The sequence below is a fragment of the Kitasatospora sp. NPDC057738 genome (assembly GCF_042798815.1).
Classification (GTDB): domain Bacteria; phylum Actinomycetota; class Actinomycetes; order Streptomycetales; family Streptomycetaceae; genus Kitasatospora; species Kitasatospora lactacystinica.
Genome location: NZ_JBHVJT010000006.1, coordinates 1 through 18,333, shown reverse-complemented (window position 1 = coordinate 18,333; position 18,333 = coordinate 1). Strand labels below are relative to the sequence as shown.

At 71.7% G+C, this 18,333-nt stretch carries 20 protein-coding genes; 7 read left to right on the top strand and 13 right to left on the bottom strand.

Annotated features, from left to right (window positions below; all coding sequences use genetic code 11):
• Positions 1 to 558 precede the first annotated feature (558 nt).
• The gene (locus tag ACFVGO_RS04795; protein ID WP_359898840.1) at positions 559 to 1,020 is read left to right on the top strand and encodes a hypothetical protein; all 462 of its coding nucleotides are present in this window, start codon (positions 559 to 561) and stop codon (positions 1,018 to 1,020) included.
• On the opposite strand, the gene ACFVGO_RS04790 is transcribed toward ACFVGO_RS04795, so the two are convergent.
• The 5 genes from ACFVGO_RS04790 to ACFVGO_RS04770 all read right to left on the bottom strand — a co-directional run bounded on the left by ACFVGO_RS04790 (position 1,021) and on the right by ACFVGO_RS04770 (position 6,825).
• Positions 1,021 to 1,644, bottom strand: coding sequence for a hypothetical protein (locus ACFVGO_RS04790; protein WP_359898842.1), 624 nt, complete (start codon positions 1,642 to 1,644; stop codon positions 1,021 to 1,023).
• 91 nt (positions 1,645 to 1,735) lie between these two features.
• Positions 1,736 to 5,476, bottom strand: a complete 3,741-nt coding sequence (locus tag ACFVGO_RS04785) for an ATP-binding protein (RefSeq protein WP_380630863.1) — start codon at positions 5,474 to 5,476, stop codon at positions 1,736 to 1,738.
• 49 nt (positions 5,477 to 5,525) lie between these two features.
• Positions 5,526 to 5,933: a cupredoxin domain-containing protein gene (locus tag ACFVGO_RS04780; RefSeq protein ID WP_380630862.1), complete on the bottom strand. Its 408-nt coding sequence runs from the start codon at positions 5,931 to 5,933 to the stop codon at positions 5,526 to 5,528.
• Positions 5,933 to 6,394 carry a hypothetical protein gene (locus ACFVGO_RS04775; RefSeq protein ID WP_359898848.1) on the bottom strand — a complete coding sequence of 154 codons (462 nt, stop codon included), beginning with the start codon at positions 6,392 to 6,394 and terminating at the stop codon, positions 5,933 to 5,935. The genes ACFVGO_RS04780 and ACFVGO_RS04775 overlap by 1 nt, the downstream gene beginning before the upstream one ends.
• Before the next feature lie 140 nt (positions 6,395 to 6,534).
• Positions 6,535 to 6,825: a hypothetical protein gene (locus tag ACFVGO_RS04770; protein ID WP_359898865.1), complete on the bottom strand. Its 291-nt coding sequence runs from the start codon at positions 6,823 to 6,825 to the stop codon at positions 6,535 to 6,537.
• On the opposite strand from ACFVGO_RS04770, the gene ACFVGO_RS04765 reads away from it, so the two are divergent.
• A complete protein-coding gene (locus tag ACFVGO_RS04765) occupies positions 6,754 to 7,197 on the top strand; it encodes a sirohydrochlorin chelatase (protein ID WP_380630861.1) in 444 nt (147 codons plus the stop codon). The two genes, ACFVGO_RS04770 and ACFVGO_RS04765, sit on opposite strands and share 72 nt — an antisense overlap.
• 184 nt (positions 7,198 to 7,381) lie before the next feature.
• On the opposite strand, the gene ACFVGO_RS04760 is transcribed toward ACFVGO_RS04765, so the two are convergent.
• Positions 7,382 to 8,041 carry a hypothetical protein gene (locus ACFVGO_RS04760; protein WP_380355524.1) on the bottom strand — a complete coding sequence of 220 codons (660 nt, stop codon included), beginning with the start codon at positions 8,039 to 8,041 and terminating at the stop codon, positions 7,382 to 7,384.
• Positions 8,042 to 8,397: 356 nt separating this feature from the next.
• Here ACFVGO_RS04760 and ACFVGO_RS04755 point away from each other — a divergent pair, with 356 nt between their 5' ends.
• Positions 8,398 to 8,820, top strand: coding sequence for a hypothetical protein (locus tag ACFVGO_RS04755; RefSeq protein WP_380630860.1), 423 nt, complete (start codon positions 8,398 to 8,400; stop codon positions 8,818 to 8,820).
• Positions 8,821 to 9,062: 242 nt separating this feature from the next.
• Here ACFVGO_RS04755 and ACFVGO_RS04750 read toward each other — a convergent pair whose 3' ends face one another.
• Both ACFVGO_RS04750 and ACFVGO_RS04745 read right to left on the bottom strand, forming a co-directional pair.
• The gene (locus ACFVGO_RS04750; protein WP_359905565.1) at positions 9,063 to 9,260 is read right to left on the bottom strand and encodes a DUF397 domain-containing protein; all 198 of its coding nucleotides are present in this window, start codon (positions 9,258 to 9,260) and stop codon (positions 9,063 to 9,065) included.
• Between the two features lie 12 nt (positions 9,261 to 9,272).
• On the bottom strand, positions 9,273 to 10,124 hold the full coding sequence (locus ACFVGO_RS04745; RefSeq protein ID WP_359905580.1) for a helix-turn-helix transcriptional regulator: 852 nt from the start codon (positions 10,122 to 10,124) through the stop codon (positions 9,273 to 9,275).
• Between the two features lie 151 nt (positions 10,125 to 10,275).
• Here ACFVGO_RS04745 and ACFVGO_RS04740 point away from each other — a divergent pair, with 151 nt between their 5' ends.
• Together ACFVGO_RS04740 and ACFVGO_RS04735 are read left to right on the top strand one after the other, a co-directional pair.
• Positions 10,276 to 10,620, top strand: coding sequence for a hypothetical protein (locus ACFVGO_RS04740; protein ID WP_359905562.1), 345 nt, complete (start codon positions 10,276 to 10,278; stop codon positions 10,618 to 10,620).
• Positions 10,621 to 10,784: 164 nt separating this feature from the next.
• Positions 10,785 to 11,198, top strand: a complete 414-nt coding sequence (locus ACFVGO_RS04735) for a peptidase inhibitor family I36 protein (protein WP_380630859.1) — start codon at positions 10,785 to 10,787, stop codon at positions 11,196 to 11,198.
• 60 nt (positions 11,199 to 11,258) lie between these two features.
• On the opposite strand, the gene ACFVGO_RS04730 is transcribed toward ACFVGO_RS04735, so the two are convergent.
• Entirely contained in the window at positions 11,259 to 12,146 is an 888-nt protein-coding gene (locus ACFVGO_RS04730; RefSeq protein ID WP_380630858.1) for an alpha/beta fold hydrolase, read from the bottom strand.
• A 56-nt stretch (positions 12,147 to 12,202) separates the two neighbouring features.
• Between ACFVGO_RS04730 and ACFVGO_RS04725 the strand changes: the two genes are divergently transcribed.
• On the top strand, positions 12,203 to 12,802 hold the full coding sequence (locus ACFVGO_RS04725) for a TetR/AcrR family transcriptional regulator (RefSeq protein ID WP_380630857.1): 600 nt from the start codon (positions 12,203 to 12,205) through the stop codon (positions 12,800 to 12,802).
• A 3-nt stretch (positions 12,803 to 12,805) separates the two neighbouring features.
• Here the strand turns inward: ACFVGO_RS04725 and ACFVGO_RS04720 are convergent, their stop codons facing one another.
• The 4 genes from ACFVGO_RS04720 to ACFVGO_RS04705 form a co-directional block, all read right to left on the bottom strand.
• A complete protein-coding gene (locus ACFVGO_RS04720) occupies positions 12,806 to 13,750 on the bottom strand; it encodes a phosphorothioated DNA-binding restriction endonuclease (protein WP_380630856.1) in 945 nt (314 codons plus the stop codon).
• Between the two features lie 38 nt (positions 13,751 to 13,788).
• Positions 13,789 to 14,889 carry a tetratricopeptide repeat protein gene (locus tag ACFVGO_RS04715; protein ID WP_380630855.1) on the bottom strand — a complete coding sequence of 367 codons (1,101 nt, stop codon included), beginning with the start codon at positions 14,887 to 14,889 and terminating at the stop codon, positions 13,789 to 13,791.
• Between the two features lie 55 nt (positions 14,890 to 14,944).
• Positions 14,945 to 15,616 (bottom strand): lysophospholipid acyltransferase family protein, encoded by a 672-nt coding sequence (locus ACFVGO_RS04710; RefSeq protein ID WP_380630854.1) that lies wholly within the window; start codon positions 15,614 to 15,616, stop codon positions 14,945 to 14,947.
• A 106-nt stretch (positions 15,617 to 15,722) separates the two neighbouring features.
• A complete protein-coding gene (locus ACFVGO_RS04705; RefSeq protein WP_380630853.1) occupies positions 15,723 to 17,324 on the bottom strand; it encodes a purple acid phosphatase family protein in 1,602 nt (533 codons plus the stop codon).
• A 381-nt stretch (positions 17,325 to 17,705) separates the two neighbouring features.
• Here ACFVGO_RS04705 and ACFVGO_RS04700 point away from each other — a divergent pair, with 381 nt between their 5' ends.
• Entirely contained in the window at positions 17,706 to 18,311 is a 606-nt protein-coding gene (locus ACFVGO_RS04700; RefSeq protein ID WP_359905542.1) for a transglycosylase family protein, read from the top strand.
• Positions 18,312 to 18,333: the final 22 nt, after the last annotated feature.

Below are 18,333 nucleotides of genomic sequence, written 5' to 3'. Positions count from 1 at the left end.
TCCCCCCCCTCCCCCTTCCTGGGGCTGGCTTGTTCTCCCCTCGGCCATGCAGGGCGGCAGACGGGGCAAGTACGCTTCCTCGCCGCCGAGTTGGAGGTGTCGAAGCAACCTGCGAGCCCCACCGGCCCCGGCCTCCCCACCCCCGTGGCCCCGACCGCGGAAGCGGAGCTCCGTACTCAAAGTAGCCGGGCCACCACCCCTCGACATGCCCACCGGCAGCTCGGGTTCCGCAACTTCGACAAGCCTGTCGAAGGTGACATGCCCGGGCTATGCTGACCCGAAGCCCGCCCGCGGTCGGGCCCCTCGCCCCGTCGACGAACACGCCACCCAGGCGCTCCCGACCGGAAGGAGGCGCGGCCCCGACCTCCGCAGGACGGCCCACCTGCCGCGGCCAACCTGCCGCCCACATCGCATACTTGACGGTCCGTCAATGATGATCCGCGATTTCACCGCCTGAGCCGTGACGCGTGCCCCGGGCCGCCCACCGCCGTTGTACGGAAGGTGAATCGCCGCGCCCGCCCGAAACCCCCGGCCGCCCCGCCGAGGAAGAGGTTCCGCATGACGACGTCCCGGACCCACCCGCGCCCCGCCGAGGCCGCGGTACTGCTCACCGTGCTCGGCCTGCTCGTCCTGGAGGAGATCGCCCTCGGCATGGCCGAGGAGGAGGACCGCCCCGTCATCGGCGGCATCCTGATCGGCGCCTCCGGCACCGGCCTGCTGGTCGTCGGCGCGGTGCTGCTCAGCCGCTGGATCGACCTCCGCCGCCCGCTCCCACTGCCCCCACCCGGCCCCAACGGCCGCGAGTACAGCGCCCGCGCCCTCGAAGGCTTCCCGATGGAGGCCGTCCGCCCCCTGCTGCTCGCCGAGAACGCACCCCAGCTCGGCCACCTGTACTCCGCCTGGATGCTCGCCCGGGCCGGCCGCCCCGCCCCCTGGATCGCCCGCCGCCTCGCCATCCCCCCGGACGCCGCCCAGCTCCTGGTCGACGCCGCCCGCTCGACGAGACTCGACCGGGCCTGATCAGCGCCGCCGACCGGTCTCCGCGTTCGCCTGCGCCACCAGGTACGGCACCAGCCCGCGCTCCGCCAGCGCCGACCGCCAGGCATCCCGCGCCAGCACCAGCTCCCCCGGCCCGTCCGCCGCCTCCCCGGCCTCCGCACCCCTCGCCCGGGCCGCCCCCAGCAGCCCCAGCCCGCCCACCAGCAGACTCACCGCGGCCACCCCGGCCGACACCCAACCGGCCTCCACCAGCGCGTGCGCCAGCACCTCCAGGTCCTCCACCAGCCCCAGCACGAGGCCCAGCAGCAGGAAGATCACCGCCGCCGTCACCGCGATGATCGGCACGACCACCCCCAGCACCCCCCACCACCCCGACGCCCGCTCCCGGGGAGGCGCCGCCACCGGCAGCCGCGCCACCGCATCGGCGTCCGCCCGCAACGCCGCATACCGCTCGTACTCCGGCGCCGCCGCGGCCAGCACGAACTCCGCGTTCTCCCGTGCCGTCCGCCGCAACCGCTCCACCCCCCGCAGCTCGTCCCCGCCCGCCCGCAGAGCCGCCCGCACCTGCGGCGCGGAGAGCGCTCGCCCCAGCTCCGTCTCGAAGTCCGCCCGATCCTGCTGCGGCAGCCGAAGCGACCTGTCCATGCTCGTCCCCGATCACCGTTCGTTCAGTTCTACAGAACTGTAGAACAAGGAGGGGGAACACAGCAGCCCTGTTCACGGGTGGATTCGGTGCTCAGGACGGGTCGGCCATGGGGACGCGGGCGAGCGCGTCGCGGATCGACTCGGCGACGTCGGGGACGTCGATGCCCCACTCGCGGTACCAGTCGACGATCTGCGCGATCGGCCGGCCGGTTCGCCGGGAGACCTCCAGGAGAGTCGCCAACGAGATGCCCTTGCCGACCATGTGCGGGCTGTTGTCGAGCTCTCCGACGATCTCCAGGGCCTGCCGGTGCGTCAGCTCCCGAGGCAGGTCGTCGCAGGAGACGGCAATCCCCCGGGACCTCAGATGGCGGGCCAACTCCCCCGGACTCCGGTCGAGGCGGTACCCCGCCGTGATCAACTTGGCGAAGGGAACCGTCTCCCCCATCGCCAGGTCATCCCAGTCCATGACGCTGCCGGGCTGGAAGAGCGCCCGATCGAGACGCGTGGCCGGGCCCGGAAGGAACAGCGGCGATCCGTAGGCGCGGTACCGCTCGACCAACTCCTCCAAGGAGATGGCGTCATACCTCAGCAGGGAGAACGCGAACCGGAAGTGGACGTCCACGGGATCGCCCCACCCCGATGTTCCGTCGAAGAGGAACAGATCCTCCGTCGTGGCATCGCTCGGCAGCCGAGGGATCGGGAACCCGAACCCCGCGAAGGACTTGAGCACCTCGGCGATCCCGCTCCCCGTCCTGTCCGCCACCCGCAGCACATGGGCGACCGGAACGGGGTGCGCCCGGCTCAGCCACGGCCACGCCCCGTCGAGGTGGCGGCTGAGCACCACGGCCACGTCGTTCGACGGCAGGTCGGGAAGTCCCGTGGGATCGGCCTCCAGTCCGTACGCCGCCATGGCCTCGGCGATCTCGGCGACGGGGACACCCAGCACGGCGCCGGCCTTGGCCAGGTACCCGGGGGCGACGGCCTCACCCGGCTCCGGCCACCCGCGGAACCTCCGTCCCTCGTCGGTCTCTCTCAGGAACACCCGGTCCGACTCGACGGCAAGCGCCAGGTCGAGCACGGCCCGGGGAACGTCCACCCCCGCTCGCGCCCAATCCGCGGCCACCACGGCTACCGGGTCGGCCCGCTCGTCCGCCGCCGTCACCAACTCGGTGACCGTGACCGGCCGACCGTCCGTCGCGGGGACGCCGTCCACCCGGCCCGCCTCGTGGAAGCGCCTCCAGCGACTCATGTTGCGACCACGGACCACTGTCATGGCGAGCTGATCGGAGGGCTTCGCCACACGTCCACGGCCAGCAGCCAGGAGTGGCGGCCAGATCTCCGCGAGTTCCGCCAACTCCTGCCGCCGGTCGTGCGCCAGGAGCCTCCAGAGGACCACGCAGTCGTCCGGCGCACCGGACACCGGCCCCATCCCGCTGGTTCCAACGGGTTGTGGAATTCCCACCGCGCCGAACAGGTCGACGTCCACGGGACAACACCCCGTCCGTCGGGTGTCGAACTCGAATCCGTGGTACTCGAACCGTTGCCCCTGCCGGACGCACTCGGCAGCCACGACATCGGCGACGCCGACATTCCCGAGCGTCAGGCCCACGAGCCACTTCATGCTCAGCAACGTCGAGTCGGTCCGAACCAGATCGACCGCCGCCGATTCCAGGAGCCGACGAACGTGGTGGGACACGTCATCGATGACAAGGCGCCGGTCGACCGAAAGCTTGCCCGGCGACCACGCTCCCGAGAGGTTCACGACGACCCCCGCCAGGCCCTTGGTGGGGCTCACCAACTCCCCCGACGCCGAAGGCCGGACGAACAGACCGTCCACCAACAGGGCTCCGCCGTGCTCGCACCACGTCACCTGCGCGCCGTCGGGAGCGTGCTCCCACGGAACGACCGTGCCCGTAGCCTGGAACCCGAATTCCTCTTCCGACCGCATCCATCTGGTCCGCAGCATCCCGGGCTTCCACTCGGCATCCCGTTCGCCGTGCACCGCCGTGGTACGGAACTCCGCGATGCCCAGGAGGCGTTCGAGGACGTCGAGGGCCGACCAGGACGAGCCGAGGTCGATGTCCTCCCGCAGGTACAGCCGCACCGTGGTACCGGGCTTCCGAGCCGGCTCGGGCAACGGGAGGATCCGGAAGAGGTGTCCGGGACCGTAGATGGAGACGCCCAGGTTCGGGCCCAGTAGGCCCTCCTCGTCCATGCGGCACGTCGTCACCCGGATCTCATCCGCGAGCATGAAGTAGCTCAGGACTCCGATGCCGAAACGGCTGTTGGGGTGGAGTTCGACGGGCGGGTCGACCTTTCGCCACTTGGCGCGTTCCAGCTTGAAGTCCAACTGCTCGGCGAAACGGGCGCCGGCGTTGGAGAAGACCCCTCTCAACTCCTCCTCCCCCATGCCGACGCCGTCGTCCTTGCACTCCAGGTAGGCGCGGCCGTCCTCGTCCACGTCCTGACGGAACTGGATGAGCCCGTCGTAGCGGAAGTCGGCCAGCGGGTGGGTGCGGTCCAGGAACTCGGTGCGGGCGCGCCGGTAACGGCAGGCGTCGAGGGCGTTCTGGTAGAGCTCGCGGACGGCCAGGTCCCGGTCGCGGTAGAGCTCGATACCCATCAGCAGGCTGCGCACCCGGCGTTCGTCCAGGCGGAACCTCGCCCAACTGGTGAAGGCCTTGCCGGCCGAGGCAGCGTCGTCGGCGCTGAGCCGGGCGGGGAGCGGGTGATCGGTGAGGACGCAGCGGACGGTGTGGAGGAGTTGGTCGGCCCGTGCGGTGTACTCGCGCAGGCTCTCGACCACCGCCTCGTGGTGGCATTCGGCGCGCAGGACCGGCAGGTCGTAGGGGCCGCCCCACACAGCCTCGTCCAACGTCCGGCGCAGGTCGGCGAGGTGGACCTCGTACTCCTCCGGGATACCGATGTGTTCGGCGACGATCTCGGGCAGAGCGGTCATCTCGATGGCGGTCCCGTACGCGAGCGCCAGCAGTAGCGCCAACCGTGGCTCCCGAACGTACTGTTCGCCCGGCGCTCGCAGGTGGTTGTCCGCCCTGAGGCCGGACATGTAGTCGTGGTGGCCGACGTCGGGGCCCCGGCGCAGGCCGTGCAGCAGTGCGCAGACGCGCTTGGGCGCGAAGGTCTCGCCGAGGTCGGCGAGCATCGGGAGTCGGTCCAGGATCTCGCCGACGCCCTCGGGGTCGGCGAGATCCTCGTGCTGGTCGAGCCAGCGGTGGAAGAGCCACCAGCCGAGGGGGACGGCGGAGGCGGGGCGGGTTCGGGTGCGGCCCACGAGCAGGTCGTAGGACTCGATGAACTGCTCGTAGGCCGATCGGTCGGCGTCGGGCTCGGGTGACGGCGCCAGGTCGGTCGGCCCGACGGCGGACCGCGCCGCCGCCAGGTTCAACGACCGGACCCGGTAGAGGAACGGCAGCACGGCCAGCAGTGCCGCCTCGGCCGGGTAGAGCTTCAGCGGCTCCTCGCCGAGCAGCCAGCCGACCCGTTTGGCGAAGCGCTCCGCGATGCCCGGGTCCTGCCAGGGGTCGTCCGCCATCTCGACCGAGTCCCGAAGCCGGGCCAGCTCGCCGACGGCCTCCAGTACGACGCGCTTGTAGGGCTCGGTGTCCTGGTCCTCCCGTACGTGCCGCCAGGTGGGCGATTTCGCGACGAGATCCACCCACTTGTCGGCCCGGACGGACACTGCCGGGGGTCGGCTCCCGTCCAGGAAGAGGTTCTCGATGTTCCCGGCCTGCACGACCGTCCCGTGCACCGGGCCGTTCACCGTGTTCGCCGTGTTCGCCCTGTTCGCCGTGTTCGCCGTGTGGTCCGCCATCCCTCGTGCCCTCCCCGTGTGCAGGGCACGAGCGTAGGGCAATCGCCCCTCACGCCACGGTCAGGATCCCGCGCATGAAGTGGTGGAAGGTGCAGAGGTACGAGTAGGCGCCCGGTTGGCTCGGGGCGGTCAGGGTGGCGCCGGCGCCCGGGGCGATGGGGCCGGTGTCGAAGGTGCCGTCCTGGGCGGTGAGGGTGTGGGTGGTGGTGCCGGTGTTGGTCACGGTCACCACCGCGCCCGGGCCGACGGTGAAGCTGTCGGGCTCGAAGGAGAAGTCGCGGATCGTCACCGTTCCCGCGAAGGGGGTGGGCGACGAGGCCGGAGAGGACGGCGCGGACGGCGCCACGACGGGGCTGGTGGTCTCTTCCGGCCCCGGTACGACGAACGAGCTGATGCAGCCGGTCAGCAGGGGACCGGCTGCGAGCAGCAGGGCGGCGGCCCGGACGGGCGACCGCATCAGGCGGTGGTGGCCAGCTTGACCCGCTTGGCGTCGGCGGCGGCCGACGGGGCGGCGCCGATGTTGGAGACGGTGGCGGTGAGGACGGCGTCGACGTCCGGGAGCCAGTTGGTGGTCTTGGACTGGACGACGACCTGCCGTTTCTGCGGCGTCCCGTCGCAGATCACGTCCGTCTCCGCCGTCCGGCTGGAGCCGAAGGCGATCGACGAGGTGTCCTCCGGGTCCTTCTGCTCCGCCGTGACGGTGAGCGAGCGGGCTTCGTCGGCGACGGTGCAGAGGTAGTCGACCTCCACCCGGATCCGGCCGGGGAGCCTGGGGTCGATCTTGGCGTCGCCGATGGTGACGCTGGTGGCCTCGGTGTCGGGGGTCTGCGTCGGATCGTCGGCCAGGGCGGGTACGGCGGCGCCGGTGAGACCGGTGAGCGCCGAGGTGAGTACCGTCAGGATGATCCACCGCTGCACTGCAACCTCCCGGTCCGAGAACGTGTTGCGGCCGACGCTAACCGCCCGGCGGCTCGCCCGCTCGCCCGACCGTCCCGAACGTCATACCAACAGCGCATCGCCCGGCGCCCGCCCCGCCACCGCCGCCGGAGCCAGACCGCTCAGGTCAGCGCCGAGCAGCCCGCGTACGCCACCAGAAACCCCGTGTACGCCGCGTCCCCGTTGCCGCCGGCCAGGAAGGACTGCCGGAAGGCGAGGTTCACCAGCACCCCGCCGAACGCCCCGATCGCGCCCGCGAGCCCGATCAGTGCCGCCGACCTGCGCCGGGATTCGGCCTCGGCAGTCGCGGCCGGGATCCGACGGCTTTCACCTCGATCTGCTTGCTGCTGCGGGAAGTTCGCTCGCTGTGGCCCGAACTTCCGTTCCACTGCTGCTTCCTGGACTTCGCCCAACCGTCCCTCCCCGAGGCTCTCGCCCAACTCGCGGACGCGCAAACGGTCCTGGTTCCGCTCCTGATCTCCACCGGCTACCACCTACGGGTCGACCTGCCCGCCGCCCTCACCGTCATCGGCCTCCCGCTCACTCACCTCGCCGGCGCCCTCGGACCGCAGCCTCTGCTCGCCGAGGCCCTCGCCGACCGCCTTGCCGAAGCCGGCGCCGCGCAGCACGCCCCCGTGGTACTGGCCGGCGCCGGCTCCTCCGACCCCACGGCCCTCGCCGACACCACCCGGATGGCCGACCTCCTCGCCCATCGCCGTGGCCGCCCGGGCGGCCACGGCGCTACGGTCGGCCGCCTGACCGACCCGTCCCGATGGTGTGCGTGAGAAGTCGACCCGGCCGACTTCCCACGCGCACCGGGAAAGGGCGGCGGCCCGTGCCCCAGGACGCCTGGGGCACGGCGGAGCGCGCCGGGCGAAGCGGTGAAGACGGTGTCGGGGTCATCGCTCTCACGGATCCTGATAGTGCTGTCCGGAGCCGCCGCGAGTCAGGGTCTGTTGCGAAAGTGGATCAAGAATCGTGGTCGGCTCGGGCAGCTGTCCGGTCTGACCAGCCCCGCGACAGGGGGAGACGGCCGGATCGGAGCGCGTTGCGCTGTTCGGTCACCCAATGCTCAACGTGGTCCACGGATTCCGCGACGGGCTGATTCGTGGTGTCGAGCAGGTGGGTGCGCCATCGCCGATCGTCAGCAGTCCACCCGGTCCAGCGGTGCCAGGCCATGCGGTGCCAGCTGTCGTCGATGATGACGTCGGGCCGGTACCGGGGGTCCTCGGCGTGCCGGCGGTGCCAGGCGGCCCAGCCGAGGAAGGCGTCAACCGCCAGAGCGTCCCATCGGCCCGAGTCGCGCATGGTGAGCCTGTCACGCCGGACCTCGTCGGACACGTCGACCAGACACAATGCGATTCCGTCCAGCAGCGGGGCGGACGGGCTCGCCAGGACCTCTCCCATCGGGGACTGCCCGGTCAGCAGGAGGTCGACGCCGCAGTCCTGGTACTCCAGCGCGCGACGCACCCACCTCTCGGTCATACGGTTGCGCCACCGGCGGTCGGCGCCTTCCGGTACGCCGAGCTCGTCGAAGTCGTGCACGGCGACCCGCTCCAGCCGCTCGCCCACGGCGTAGGCGAGCGTGGTCTTGCCCGAACAGCTGGAGCCGGTCAGTTTGAGCAGCATCCGACCAGGATGGCGGGTCAGTAGTGGTGTCCTCGAAGGGTTTTCTGCGAGATGTTCCGCGCCCCTTGGCAGGCCCGCGAGCAGGCCCAGCACGAATGCCCGTGCACGGCGGCGCGGTTCCACACGGGAGAACCGGCCCGCCACCCGACCCATCAGGCCCTCGAAGACATGCTGCCACCGGGCGGGGTCTACGCTGTCGCCCACGGCCACCGGCTGATCTTCGTCTTTCCACACAACCGCCGGTGATCAACAGTGGTCGTCTCCACCTCCGGAAGCGCCCAGCAGACAGAACTGTGCGGGCGCGAGGCGGGCTGTCGAAGACTCGGCCAACAGTGCCGGGCGGGGAGCGGAACGAGATGGATGACACGGGGCAGGGCGCCGTTGCGCTGGCAGTGGCCCTTCGAGATGCCCACTTCAGGCTGAAACGGCTGGCACGGGCCTGGGAGGAACGCACACCGGCCGGTACCGCACACGGGCGTGAGTCGTTGGGGCCGCTCTGGCAGTACTCGGACGCCCCGGACGATGCCTCCTACACCGATGGCCACGTGCTCGGACTGGCGGGCAACCTCACAGTGGTCTTCGAGCTGTCCATCAGGTTCAGGGCCAGTGGCACGGACATGCTGGCCGGCGTCTCCGTCGAGGACGATGCGGGGAACATCGCGGAACTGCTGTCCACAGGACCCGAGGAGTTTCCCCTGAGCGCCGACGATCTTGGCATCGAGATCGGCCGGTGCCTGGACCGCATGGAGCAACTGGATCTTTCGGACGTGATCCGCTGACCCAACCGGTCACATGGCGGACTGCCCGAGACGCGGTCTCGCTACGTGATCACGATCTACAGCTGGAGCATTGGAGGCAGTTTGCTGCGTCTGCGCCGAAGCTGGACTTCTGCCAGTCATGAGCGGCCATGCGTGTGCGTGAGAAGTCGACCCGGCCGACTTCTCACGCACTCCGGGGAGATGACGGCAGCCCGCGCCCCAGGACGCCTGGGGCACGGGCCGAGAGATGCACACCGCACAGGTCACGTCGTCAGGTGGTCGAACTCTCCCGCCCTCACGCCGCACAGGAGCGCGCCGAGCGCGCCAGGCGAAGCGGTGAGGACGGTATCGGGGTCATCGCTCTCACGGAGCTTGACGCTGTGATCAGGGTCTACGGCAAGGTAGATGCAGTTGGCCGACTCGGAACTGTAACTGGACTTCTGCCAGTTGAGGGCTGCCATGCGCGCTTCCTCTCAGGTGTCCTTCTCGATGCAGGCAATGAGATCACGTGACTTGGTAGGGCTGAGGGCGCAGGCTTCCATGATGTCCAGGACCTTCTGGTACTTCACCAGTTGCGCATGGGCGTCAAGGAACTCGGAGCCGTGATACGTGTCGAGCTGCACGGTGTCGAGTTGGGACACGACTGAAGAGCAGTAGACGATGGACTGCCCGGAGCCCGGGAACGTGCCCGCACCGAAGGGAATCACGAGAACCGAGACGTTCTCGCGGGTACTCGCCTCAAGCAGCTGCCTGAGCTGTGCACGAGCCACTGCGGGTCCACCGAACCCCATGCGCAGAGCGGCCTCATGGACAATCGCCGTGAGCGGGATCGCCCGCTGACCATAGAGAACGACCTGCCGTTTGATCCGGTACGACACCCGATGTTCCACCTCATGTGGAACCAGAGGCGGCACGGCACTACTGGCAAGCACACGCGCCTGATCGGCGGTCTGGAGCAGGCCTGGGATATGAATCACGGAGGCGATGCGCATCGCCGTGGAGTGGTGTTCCGTTTCGGCGAGATCGAGCATGTTCGGCGGCAGGATGTCGCGGTATTCCTCCCACCATCCGCGAACCCGCCGTCCCGTCATGCCGGCGAGAGCGTCGATCAGGTTCTGGTCCGTGCAGGTGTACGCGCGAGCGAACGCGCGGACCCGGTCTGCGCTCACCGCGTAGCGGCCCGCTTCGATTCGGCTCATGTGGGCCTGACTCACTCCCACCCGAGTGGCGGCGGCAGTTGAGCTGAGCCCAGCGTTCTCACGGAGTTTGCGCAGTTCGAACCCGAGGCGCTGCTGCCGCAAGGTCGGGGCGTCGCTCGGTGACATCGCGATCCTCTCGTTCACTGCCTGGAGTGAAATAGCAAGTCTTCAATGGACTGCATGGAAAGTATGCCACGCCAGCGCTACCGTATGACATGGATCAGTTACCGAAGGTGCTGTCCGTTGGCTCACCCATGCCTTGAGGCAGGAGACTTCCATGAGTGCTGCGCCCTCGCCAAACTCCCACTCGACCACGCCTCACCCGCCGGCCGGCCTGACCTTCGACCAGGAGCTGCGCGGGCTCGTGATCGACACCGCACCCCGACTCTTCGCCGTCGTCCAGGTGTGCGGCGAGGACGCTGACGGGTGGGTCGCGGCCTGGGGGCTCGCCGACTCGGACGGCCGGACCCACGTGATCGGCGTCGACGGGCGGACGCGCATGACCCTCGCGTCACCCGAGCGGGCCGTACGTCACTTCTCCAGGCGGCCGGATGTCACCGCCCGGCTGATCTGGCTCGCGCAGCCGGAGGCCGCCACGGCAAGCCGGAGCGCAGCCGCCTGACTCCGAGCCGGCGCCCTCCAGATCTGTTCACAAGCGGAACGGCGCGCAACCGTAGCGCGAACGGGGCACCCGTGCCAGCCTGTTCGAGGCCTCGGGGGCAGTGGTCCGCACGGGACTCGGCCCGCCCGGCCTTCCTGCACTGTCGACTGGGACGGGAGTACGGAATGCGCATCAAGATCGGACGGCGCACGGCCAGCATCACGGCGGTGGCGGCGTTGACAGCCGGCACGGTGGCCATGGCCACCGGGAGCGCCTACGCCGCAGGTCCGGGCGGGGTGGAGGCGTGCCCCAACGGCAGCGTCTGCCTGTACTACAACTCGCCGGGAGTCGGCTGGGGATCGTTCGACAACTTCTCGCCGAACCAGAACCTCGACCTGCACAACTACACGTTCGCCCGCTACGCGAACGGCTCCGGCTACGGGGTGACGATGTACAACAACGCCGCCTCGATCGTGAACAACACCGGCCACACGGTGTGGGTCAGCAAGATCAGCGACGGCCTCTGGGTGCCCTTCGACAACGGGTACGCGGGATCGCTCAACGCCGCGGCGAACAACGACGCCCGTCTGTTCTCCTGACGCACCGCAAGACGCTCCGCAGGGCCTCCGCCGCGCGGGGGCCCTGCGGGCCTTCCAGGACTACCGTCCGACGGCGCCGATGAAGCCCAGCAGCCGTTCGTTGACCGCCTCCGGCCGCTCCAGGTTGAGCCCGTGCCCGGCGCGTTCCAGGATCTCCGCCCGCACGCCCGGCACCAGCCTCGTGACCCGCTCGACCACCTGGCGCGGCCGCAGCAGCGCACTGCGCCTGCCCACCAGGACGAGCACCGGGAGCTCGATCGACGCCAACTCCTCGTCCGTGAACGGCCGGGCCGGCGGGCGGCTGCCCGGCTTGTAGCTCCGCATGGCGAGCATCAGCGGGGCGATCATCTCGCGCGGCGCGCTGAGCGCCGGGTTGGCGAGCAGTCGGCCGACCGCCGGGCGCAGCGGGCGCGGGGCGAGCATGCCGAACAGGCCGCCGATCATGTGGGCGTAGAACCGGGCGGGGACCTTCTCGATCCCGCCCGGGTCGAGCGGCGTGATCGAGGCCAGCCGCTCGGGCGCGTGGATCGCCTGGTTGAGCGCCAGCCAGCCGCCGTACGACACCCCGACGAGGTGGGCCCTTTCCAGGCCGAGGCCGGCCAGGACCTCCCCCAGCCAGGCCGCGTTCTCCTGCGACCCGGCCGCGACGGCGCGCTGCACGCTGCGGCCGGGGTCGTCCAGGGTGTCGATGGCGTAGACGGGGTGGTGTTCGCCCAGCGCCGCGATCTGCGGGTACCAGTTGGACGGGTGTCCGGCGTGGCCGTGCAGCAGCACGATCGGTTCGCCGGTCGTGGCGCCGTAGCGGTGGACGTGGACGCTTCCGTACGCGGTCTCGATGTCGAGTTCCTGGCGCGGGCCGGGCCACAGCTCCATCGCCCGGTCGTACGCCGCAAGGAACTTCGCCCGGGCGGCCTCGCTGACGAAGTGTCCGACGCTGGTCCTGGTCATGATCCCTCCCTGTTTGATGGTATGGTTGTACCACAAAAATATCCGGAAGGAACCCGATGCCGAAGCTGGTGGATCACGAGGAACGGCGGGCCCACATCATCGACGCCCTGCTCCGCTCGGCGGCGAGCAGCGGCCTGCACTCCGTCACCATGCGCTCCGTGGCGATCGAGGCGGGCGTCTCGGTGCGCCTCGTGCAGTACTACTTCGACACCAAGGAACAGTTGCTGCTCGCCGCCATGACCCGGCTGACGGCCCGCATGGGCGAACGGGTCCAGCGGCGCGTCCGCGCGAGCGGCGCCGCCGACCCGCGCGGCATCATCGAAGCCGTCCTGCTCGAAGCCGTCCCCACCGACGATGAGAGCCGGGCCTTCCACCTCATCCACACCGAGTACGCGGTGCTCTCCGTCACCGATCCGGCGCTCGGCGGCCCCCAGTTCCTCGCCGCGCCCGACGAGATGGAGGCCTTCCTCGCCGCCCAGCTGACGGCGGCCCAGCAGGCCGGAGCCGCCGACCCCGGCCTGGACGCCCGCCACGAGGCCGTCGTCCTGCTCGCCGTCTCCGCCGGCCTGGGCCTCAGCGTCCTGCTCGACCAGCGGACGGCGGACGAGGCGACCACCGTCCTGCGCTACCACCTCGGGCGGCTCTTCCCCGACTAGGACCTATACCAACACCGCCTCCTGGTCGGCGGGTTGGCGCGGAACGCCGTGGAACACCTGGCGCACGTGCCACTCCCGATGCCGGTCCGCGACCGGCGGACGGCCGGGCTGCGGGCCGATGACCGGTCGTCCGGCCAGTGCGAGCACATGCCGGCGGCTGGCCTCACCGCGGCCGACGAAGCGGTCGGAGACCAGGATGCGACGGCCCTCCCCCAGGCCCAGCACGCCCTTGTCGAACAGCTTGTGGTGCAGTGAGCACAGGCACAGGCCGTTGTCGACCTCGTCCGGCCCGTCGTGCGACCACCAGCGCACGTGCGCGGCCTCCAACCCGACCGGGCTCCCGCCGAGGGCGCCGTCGTAGCCGCAGAACGCGCACTGGAACTCGTAGGCGGTGAGTATCAGTTCACGCATCCGCCGGTCCCGCTGCCGCCGGGCCGCGACCTCGGGCCCGCCCACGGCCCCGGTCTCGGCCCGCTCCAGGTCGAGGCCGACGGCCTCGCAGAGGTCGGCGTGCAGGGACGCCGGGAAGTGGGCGTCCAGCAGCACCCTGGCCATCCGCCCCAGCAGGGCCGGCTCCTCGCCGAGCGCCGCCCGCAGCGCGGGTGCGAGCCTGCCGGCGGCCCCGCTCGACCGGAGGATCCCGACCCCGCTGCCGGGGCTTCCCGCCCCCTGATCGGTGCGAACCTCCCACACCCCGTCGCCGACCAGGTGGTGGAACGGGTAGGCGGGGGTGGTCGGACGCGACGGCCCGTACTCGGCGAGCAGCCGCTTCAGCTCGTCCTCGACCGCGCTGTACCGCAGTTCGCCCTCCGCGTCCCGCTGGTACCCGCCGAGCGCGTAGAGCAGCAGCAACGGCTTGTGCGGCGCACGAACGCCGCCCTTCGTCCAGCGTCTCAGCCGCGCCACCCGATCGAGCCAGTCCGTGCCGGCCGGCGCAGTTCGCGGCACGGCGGAGGAATCAGCCGGGACGATGGCCCGATCCGCCGTCATCCGGCGCTCAACTGGTCGTACTGGTCCAGGAGTTCGGCCGTAGTGGCCTGGTCCGGCGCGAGCTCCAGGGCCGCGGCGAGGTGCTGGCGTGCCCGTCCGTCGCCGAGGATCCCGTAGACCACCATCAGGGCGCCGTGCCCGTAGCAGTCGAGCGCCTCTGTGGCGGCGAGGCCCTCGGCCAGCCACAGCGCCTCGGCGACGTTGCCGATGCCGACCTCCACCTGCACCAGGCAGCGCTGGACGTCCGGGTTGTTCGGGGCCGTCCGGTACTGCGCCCGGAGGTCCCGCAGGGCGTGGTGGGCGTCGGCCGTTTCGGAGGAGGCGACCGCGAGCAGTCGGTCCGGGTTCGGAGCGACGGCCGGCGGGGCCGCGCGCCAGTGGTCGAGGTGCCCGGATCCGGGAGCGACCCGTTCCAGCGCCAGCAGCGCCGCGCGCCACTGCGGCTCGGCTCCCGCGTGGTGACTCGCCGCCGCGAGGATTTCCAGGACCTGCTCGTCGCCGTCGTCGAGTTGGTGGGCCCGCTCCAGAACGCCCACGACCTCCGGCCAGTCCACGCCGCTGCGCGGGACCGCGGCCAGCTGGTACAGCACCTTCCCGAGGGCGAGGTGCTCGGTCGCACCGCCCGCCCCGTCGGCGGTCAGCAGGGAGAAGACCTCGGCCTGCTGCCGCAGGAGGTCCACGGTGTCCCCGTGCCACCGCAGCCAGGCCCGGACCTCGGCGAGCTGCCGGACGGCCGCCGGCCATCCGGGCCGGTCCGCGAGGATCCGCTCCAGTTCCCGCCCGGCCCGGTCCGCACTGCCGATCCGGGCGTAGGCGCCGGCCAGGTCGTAGCGCACGGCCGGGTCCTCCGGCTCCAGGAACGCCAGGAACTCCAGCAGTGGAACGGCCTCCGCCGGCCGCCCCGCGAGCAGGTGGGCCGACGCCAGTGCGTGCAGGTCCCCCACCTGCGCGCCCTCGGCCCGGGCCAGCTCCTTCAGGGCGGCCAGCCACCCCGGGTCCGACGTGGAGACGAACCGCTCGTAGCACTCGACGACCTGAGGGTTCGAGTGGGCGCCCCGGTACTGCGGCTCCCAGTCGATGGTCGGTTCCCCGCTCACAATCGCCTCCCCGGTCACCCGTTCGCTGCGTGGAATACCCAGGCCCCGTACGGTCTCACGCCGCACCGACACCCCGTCGCCCCCGCCCACCGCAGTGCTGCTCCGCGGTGCGCCAGGCGGCGGTGACGGCGCGGTGGGCGGCGGCGGTGGCCTCGGGGATGTCGCCGGGCAGGTGGAGCGGGGCGCCGAGGTGGACGTGCAGGGCGGGGCGACGCAGGGGGGCGGTGGCGAATCCGGCGAGCTGCTTGGCGGTGCTGCCCGAGCTCAGGCGGCGGGCGCCGCACTGGCCGAGCGGCACCACCGGGGCGCCGGTCGCCGCCGCGAGCCGGGCGAGGCCGGTGCGGAAGGCGCGCAGTTCCGCGTCGCGGGAGTCCCGGCGCCGGGGCAGACCGCCCTCGCCGTAGATGAGGACGACCCGGCCGGCGGCGAGCGCCGCGGCGGCCGCGTCCAGGGCGCCGGCCGCCCGGGTCGTCCCGCGGTGGACGGGGATGTGCCCGCCGGCACGCAGCGCCCCGCCGAGCACCGGCGCCCGCCACAGCCCGGCGGCGGCCATCACCACCGGTTCGGTGCCCAGCCGGCGCAGTGCGGCCAGCACCACACCCGGGTCGGCCAGCGAGCTGTGGTTGGCCGCGACGATGCTGCCAGGGGCGACCGGGCCGGCCGTCTCGGAGGTGACGGACAGCCGGCCGAGGGCGGGTACCAGGACGGCGGCGATCGTGCTGAGCATGGCTGTTCCCCCGTGTCCCGCGGCGATGTGGCACCTCCATGCTCGCGGTGCGCCGCCGCCGGCCGCCTGAGTAGCCGTACTCAGACCGGGCCGGGTGCCGGCCGGGTCAGCCGCGCTGCACGGTGACCCGGTCCACGGCCGTGCCGTCCTCGGTCAGGGAGCGCACCTCCATCCGGGCGGGCCGGCCCGCGGCGGCGGGGGTCACCTCGACCGCGACCAGGCAGTAGCCGGTGTAGCGGACCCTGGACCAGGTGACCTTGACGGTCTGGCTGTGGCCGCTCCGGTCGGCGACCACCATCGGCACGGGCTTGTCGTTGGCGCTCTCGTGCCCGAGGTAGGTGTCGGAGACCGGGAAGGAGTAGAGCCCGCCGCCACCGCCGCCCGCGACGACGTAGGTGGTGCCGTCCTTCGCGGGGTCGACGGTGTCGCCGGAGGCGGCCTTGCGGGTGGCCTTGCCGGCCCGGATGGGGTCGGTCCGCTCGTAGACGTGGTTGTGGCCGCTGAGCACCAGGTCCACCTGGTACTTGTCGAACAGCGGGGCCCAGTCCTGCTGCGCGCCGAGTTCGGCCCCGTTGTCGTGGCAGGTGGAGTACGTGCACTGGTGCAGGTAGACGACGATGAAGTCGATGCCGGTGTCGGCGCGGAGCGCCGTGAGCCGGCTCTCCAGCCACTTCTTCTGCTTGCCCTTGGTGTAGTCGAGGTTGGCCGGGGTGTTGTAGCAGACGTCGTTGCCGTCGAGGCTGATCAGCCCGACGTTCTGGTACCGCCAGGAGTAGATGCCGGTGGACCGGCTCCAGGCGTTGTCGGGCGTCGTGAACCGGGCGCGCATGCCCCCGTAGCCGTCCGTCCCGTACCACGGCTCCATCTCGTGGTTGCCGATCGCCGGCATCCACGGGGTCCGTGCGGCGACGGGCTCGTTCTGCACGAAGAAGGAGTCCCACAGGCGGGCGTCGTACGCGTCGCTGGTCTTGCCGCTGCCGCCGGCGTTGGCGTAGGACAGGTCGCCCATGTGGAGGTGGAAGGCGGGGTCGAGGCCGGCGATCAGGTTGCCGGTGGCGGCCGCGTTGTACCCGATCCCCTGGTCGCCGAAGGCCGTGAAGGTGAACCCGCCGCCGCGGCCGGGGGCGGGTGCGGTGCGGAAGCTCGCCACGTCGCCGAGCCGGGCGCCCTGGCCCGCCGGGTCGTAGCCCTGGTGGCCCACGACGTAGTAGTACGTGGTGTCCGGGATCAGCTGGTCCAGCTGCGCGTGCAGGTAGTACTGGGTGACGGTGGTGGGCTTGATCAGCGGCTGGTCCTCGACCGGGTGCTGCCAGGAGAGCTTGCTGACCAGGGTGCGGACCTCGGCGGCGATCGGGGCGCCGAAGTCGCCGGGCTGGACGCCGATCCGGACGAAGGGCGCGGTCACCGCGTCCGGCACCTGCCAGGAGACGACGACCTGCTGGGAGGGGTCGGCCCCGTAGGCGAGGTGACGGCCGAAGGGCCGCAGCGCGGACCCGGCGGTCCGCTCGCTCCGGGGTGCGGGGCCGGTGGTGGCGGCTCGGCCGGTGGTGGCGTCGAGGGCGGTCGGGACGTCGAGGGCGGTCGGGCGCGGGGCGGCCAGGGCCGTGCCGGGCAGCAGCAGGCCGCCGGTCGCGAGGGCGGCGCCGCCCGCCGCGCCGGCCCGGAGGAGGTCGCGCCGGGAGTGCCGTGGGGTCTCGGTCTCGGACATGACATCAAGTTAGGAAACTTCCCTAACCTTTGACAAGAGGCCCGACACCATCGGATGTGCTTTCGATTCCCTTGCACCGCAGGCGAGTTGGAGCGTACGCGCGGGCCCGCCGCGCACCGTGCGCGACGGGCCCGCGGCGGCTCCTCGGCAGGCCCTCGGCGGATCCTCAACGGGTCCTCGGCGTCCGCCGGTGACAGGCCCGCCACCGGCGGGCGACGAGGACGACGGCCGATCGGCCGCGGGCCACCGAGGTGGTACCGGGCCGCCGTGCGGGTGACCTTCCGGACGTGTCGGCGCCGGAACACCCCGTCCGGCGTGCATGGGTGGAAGGGCGCCGTCCGCGGACGGCGCAGGTTCTGTCCCCCAGTCCGAGAGCCGCCCATGCCTCCCACCGTCTGTCTGCGCCGCATCGTCCCGACCGCGCTCTGCGCCCTCACCGTGGCCCTCGCCGCCGCCCCGGCGGCCCACGCCGCGCCACCGGGCCGCGACAGCGGGTCCGACCCCGGAAGGGCGGACGGCGGCAGTTACGACTGGGACCGCGTCGCGGCCTGCGAGAGCAGCGGCAACTGGCGCATCAACACCGGCAACGGCTACTACGGCGGCCTCCAGTTCGACCGGCCCACGTGGCGGGAGAACGGCGGCCTCGCCTACGCACCGCGTGCCGACCTCGCCACCCGCGAGCAGCAGATCGCCGTCGCCGAGCACCTGGCCGACCACCGCGGCCTCTCCCCCTGGCCCGTCTGCGGCGCCCGCGCCACCCGCGGCCACGGCCGCGAGGGCGTCCTGCCGCCGCCGGCCGCCGCCCCGGCCAGGGCCGTGTCCAAGGACGGCACCTGGACCGTCCGCGAGGGCGACACCCTCGGCGGCATCGCCGAAGTCCTGCGCGTCCCCGGCGGCTGGCCCGCGCTGTACGAGCTCAACGCCGCCGCCGTCGGCGAGGACCCGGACCTCATCGAGCCCGGTCTGGTCCTCGACCTCCCTTCCTGACCCCCGCCCCCGACCCCTTCAC

What these genes read in the sequence shown, in the direction of transcription:
- ACFVGO_RS04795 (WP_359898840.1), top strand. Translation starts at nt 559, where the DNA reads ATGACGACGTCCCGGACCCACCCGCGCCCCGCCGAGGCCGCGGTACTG.
- ACFVGO_RS04790 (WP_359898842.1), bottom strand. Translation starts at nt 1,644, where the DNA reads ATGGACAGGTCGCTTCGGCTGCCGCAGCAGGATCGGGCGGACTTCGAG.
- ACFVGO_RS04785 (WP_380630863.1), bottom strand. Translation starts at nt 5,476, where the DNA reads ATGGCGGACCACACGGCGAACACGGCGAACAGGGCGAACACGGCGAAC.
- ACFVGO_RS04780 (WP_380630862.1), bottom strand. Translation starts at nt 5,933, where the DNA reads ATGCGGTCGCCCGTCCGGGCCGCCGCCCTGCTGCTCGCAGCCGGTCCC.
- ACFVGO_RS04760 (WP_380355524.1), bottom strand. Translation starts at nt 8,041, where the DNA reads ATGCTGCTCAAACTGACCGGCTCCAGCTGTTCGGGCAAGACCACGCTC.
- ACFVGO_RS04755 (WP_380630860.1), top strand. Translation starts at nt 8,398, where the DNA reads ATGGATGACACGGGGCAGGGCGCCGTTGCGCTGGCAGTGGCCCTTCGA.
- ACFVGO_RS04750 (WP_359905565.1), bottom strand. Translation starts at nt 9,260, where the DNA reads ATGGCAGCCCTCAACTGGCAGAAGTCCAGTTACAGTTCCGAGTCGGCC.
- ACFVGO_RS04745 (WP_359905580.1), bottom strand. Translation starts at nt 10,124, where the DNA reads ATGTCACCGAGCGACGCCCCGACCTTGCGGCAGCAGCGCCTCGGGTTC.
- ACFVGO_RS04740 (WP_359905562.1), top strand. Translation starts at nt 10,276, where the DNA reads ATGAGTGCTGCGCCCTCGCCAAACTCCCACTCGACCACGCCTCACCCG.
- ACFVGO_RS04735 (WP_380630859.1), top strand. Translation starts at nt 10,785, where the DNA reads ATGCGCATCAAGATCGGACGGCGCACGGCCAGCATCACGGCGGTGGCG.
- ACFVGO_RS04730 (WP_380630858.1), bottom strand. Translation starts at nt 12,146, where the DNA reads ATGACCAGGACCAGCGTCGGACACTTCGTCAGCGAGGCCGCCCGGGCG.
- ACFVGO_RS04725 (WP_380630857.1), top strand. Translation starts at nt 12,203, where the DNA reads ATGCCGAAGCTGGTGGATCACGAGGAACGGCGGGCCCACATCATCGAC.
- ACFVGO_RS04710 (WP_380630854.1), bottom strand. Translation starts at nt 15,616, where the DNA reads ATGCTCAGCACGATCGCCGCCGTCCTGGTACCCGCCCTCGGCCGGCTG.
- ACFVGO_RS04705 (WP_380630853.1), bottom strand. Translation starts at nt 17,324, where the DNA reads ATGTCCGAGACCGAGACCCCACGGCACTCCCGGCGCGACCTCCTCCGG.
- ACFVGO_RS04700 (WP_359905542.1), top strand. Translation starts at nt 17,706, where the DNA reads ATGCCTCCCACCGTCTGTCTGCGCCGCATCGTCCCGACCGCGCTCTGC.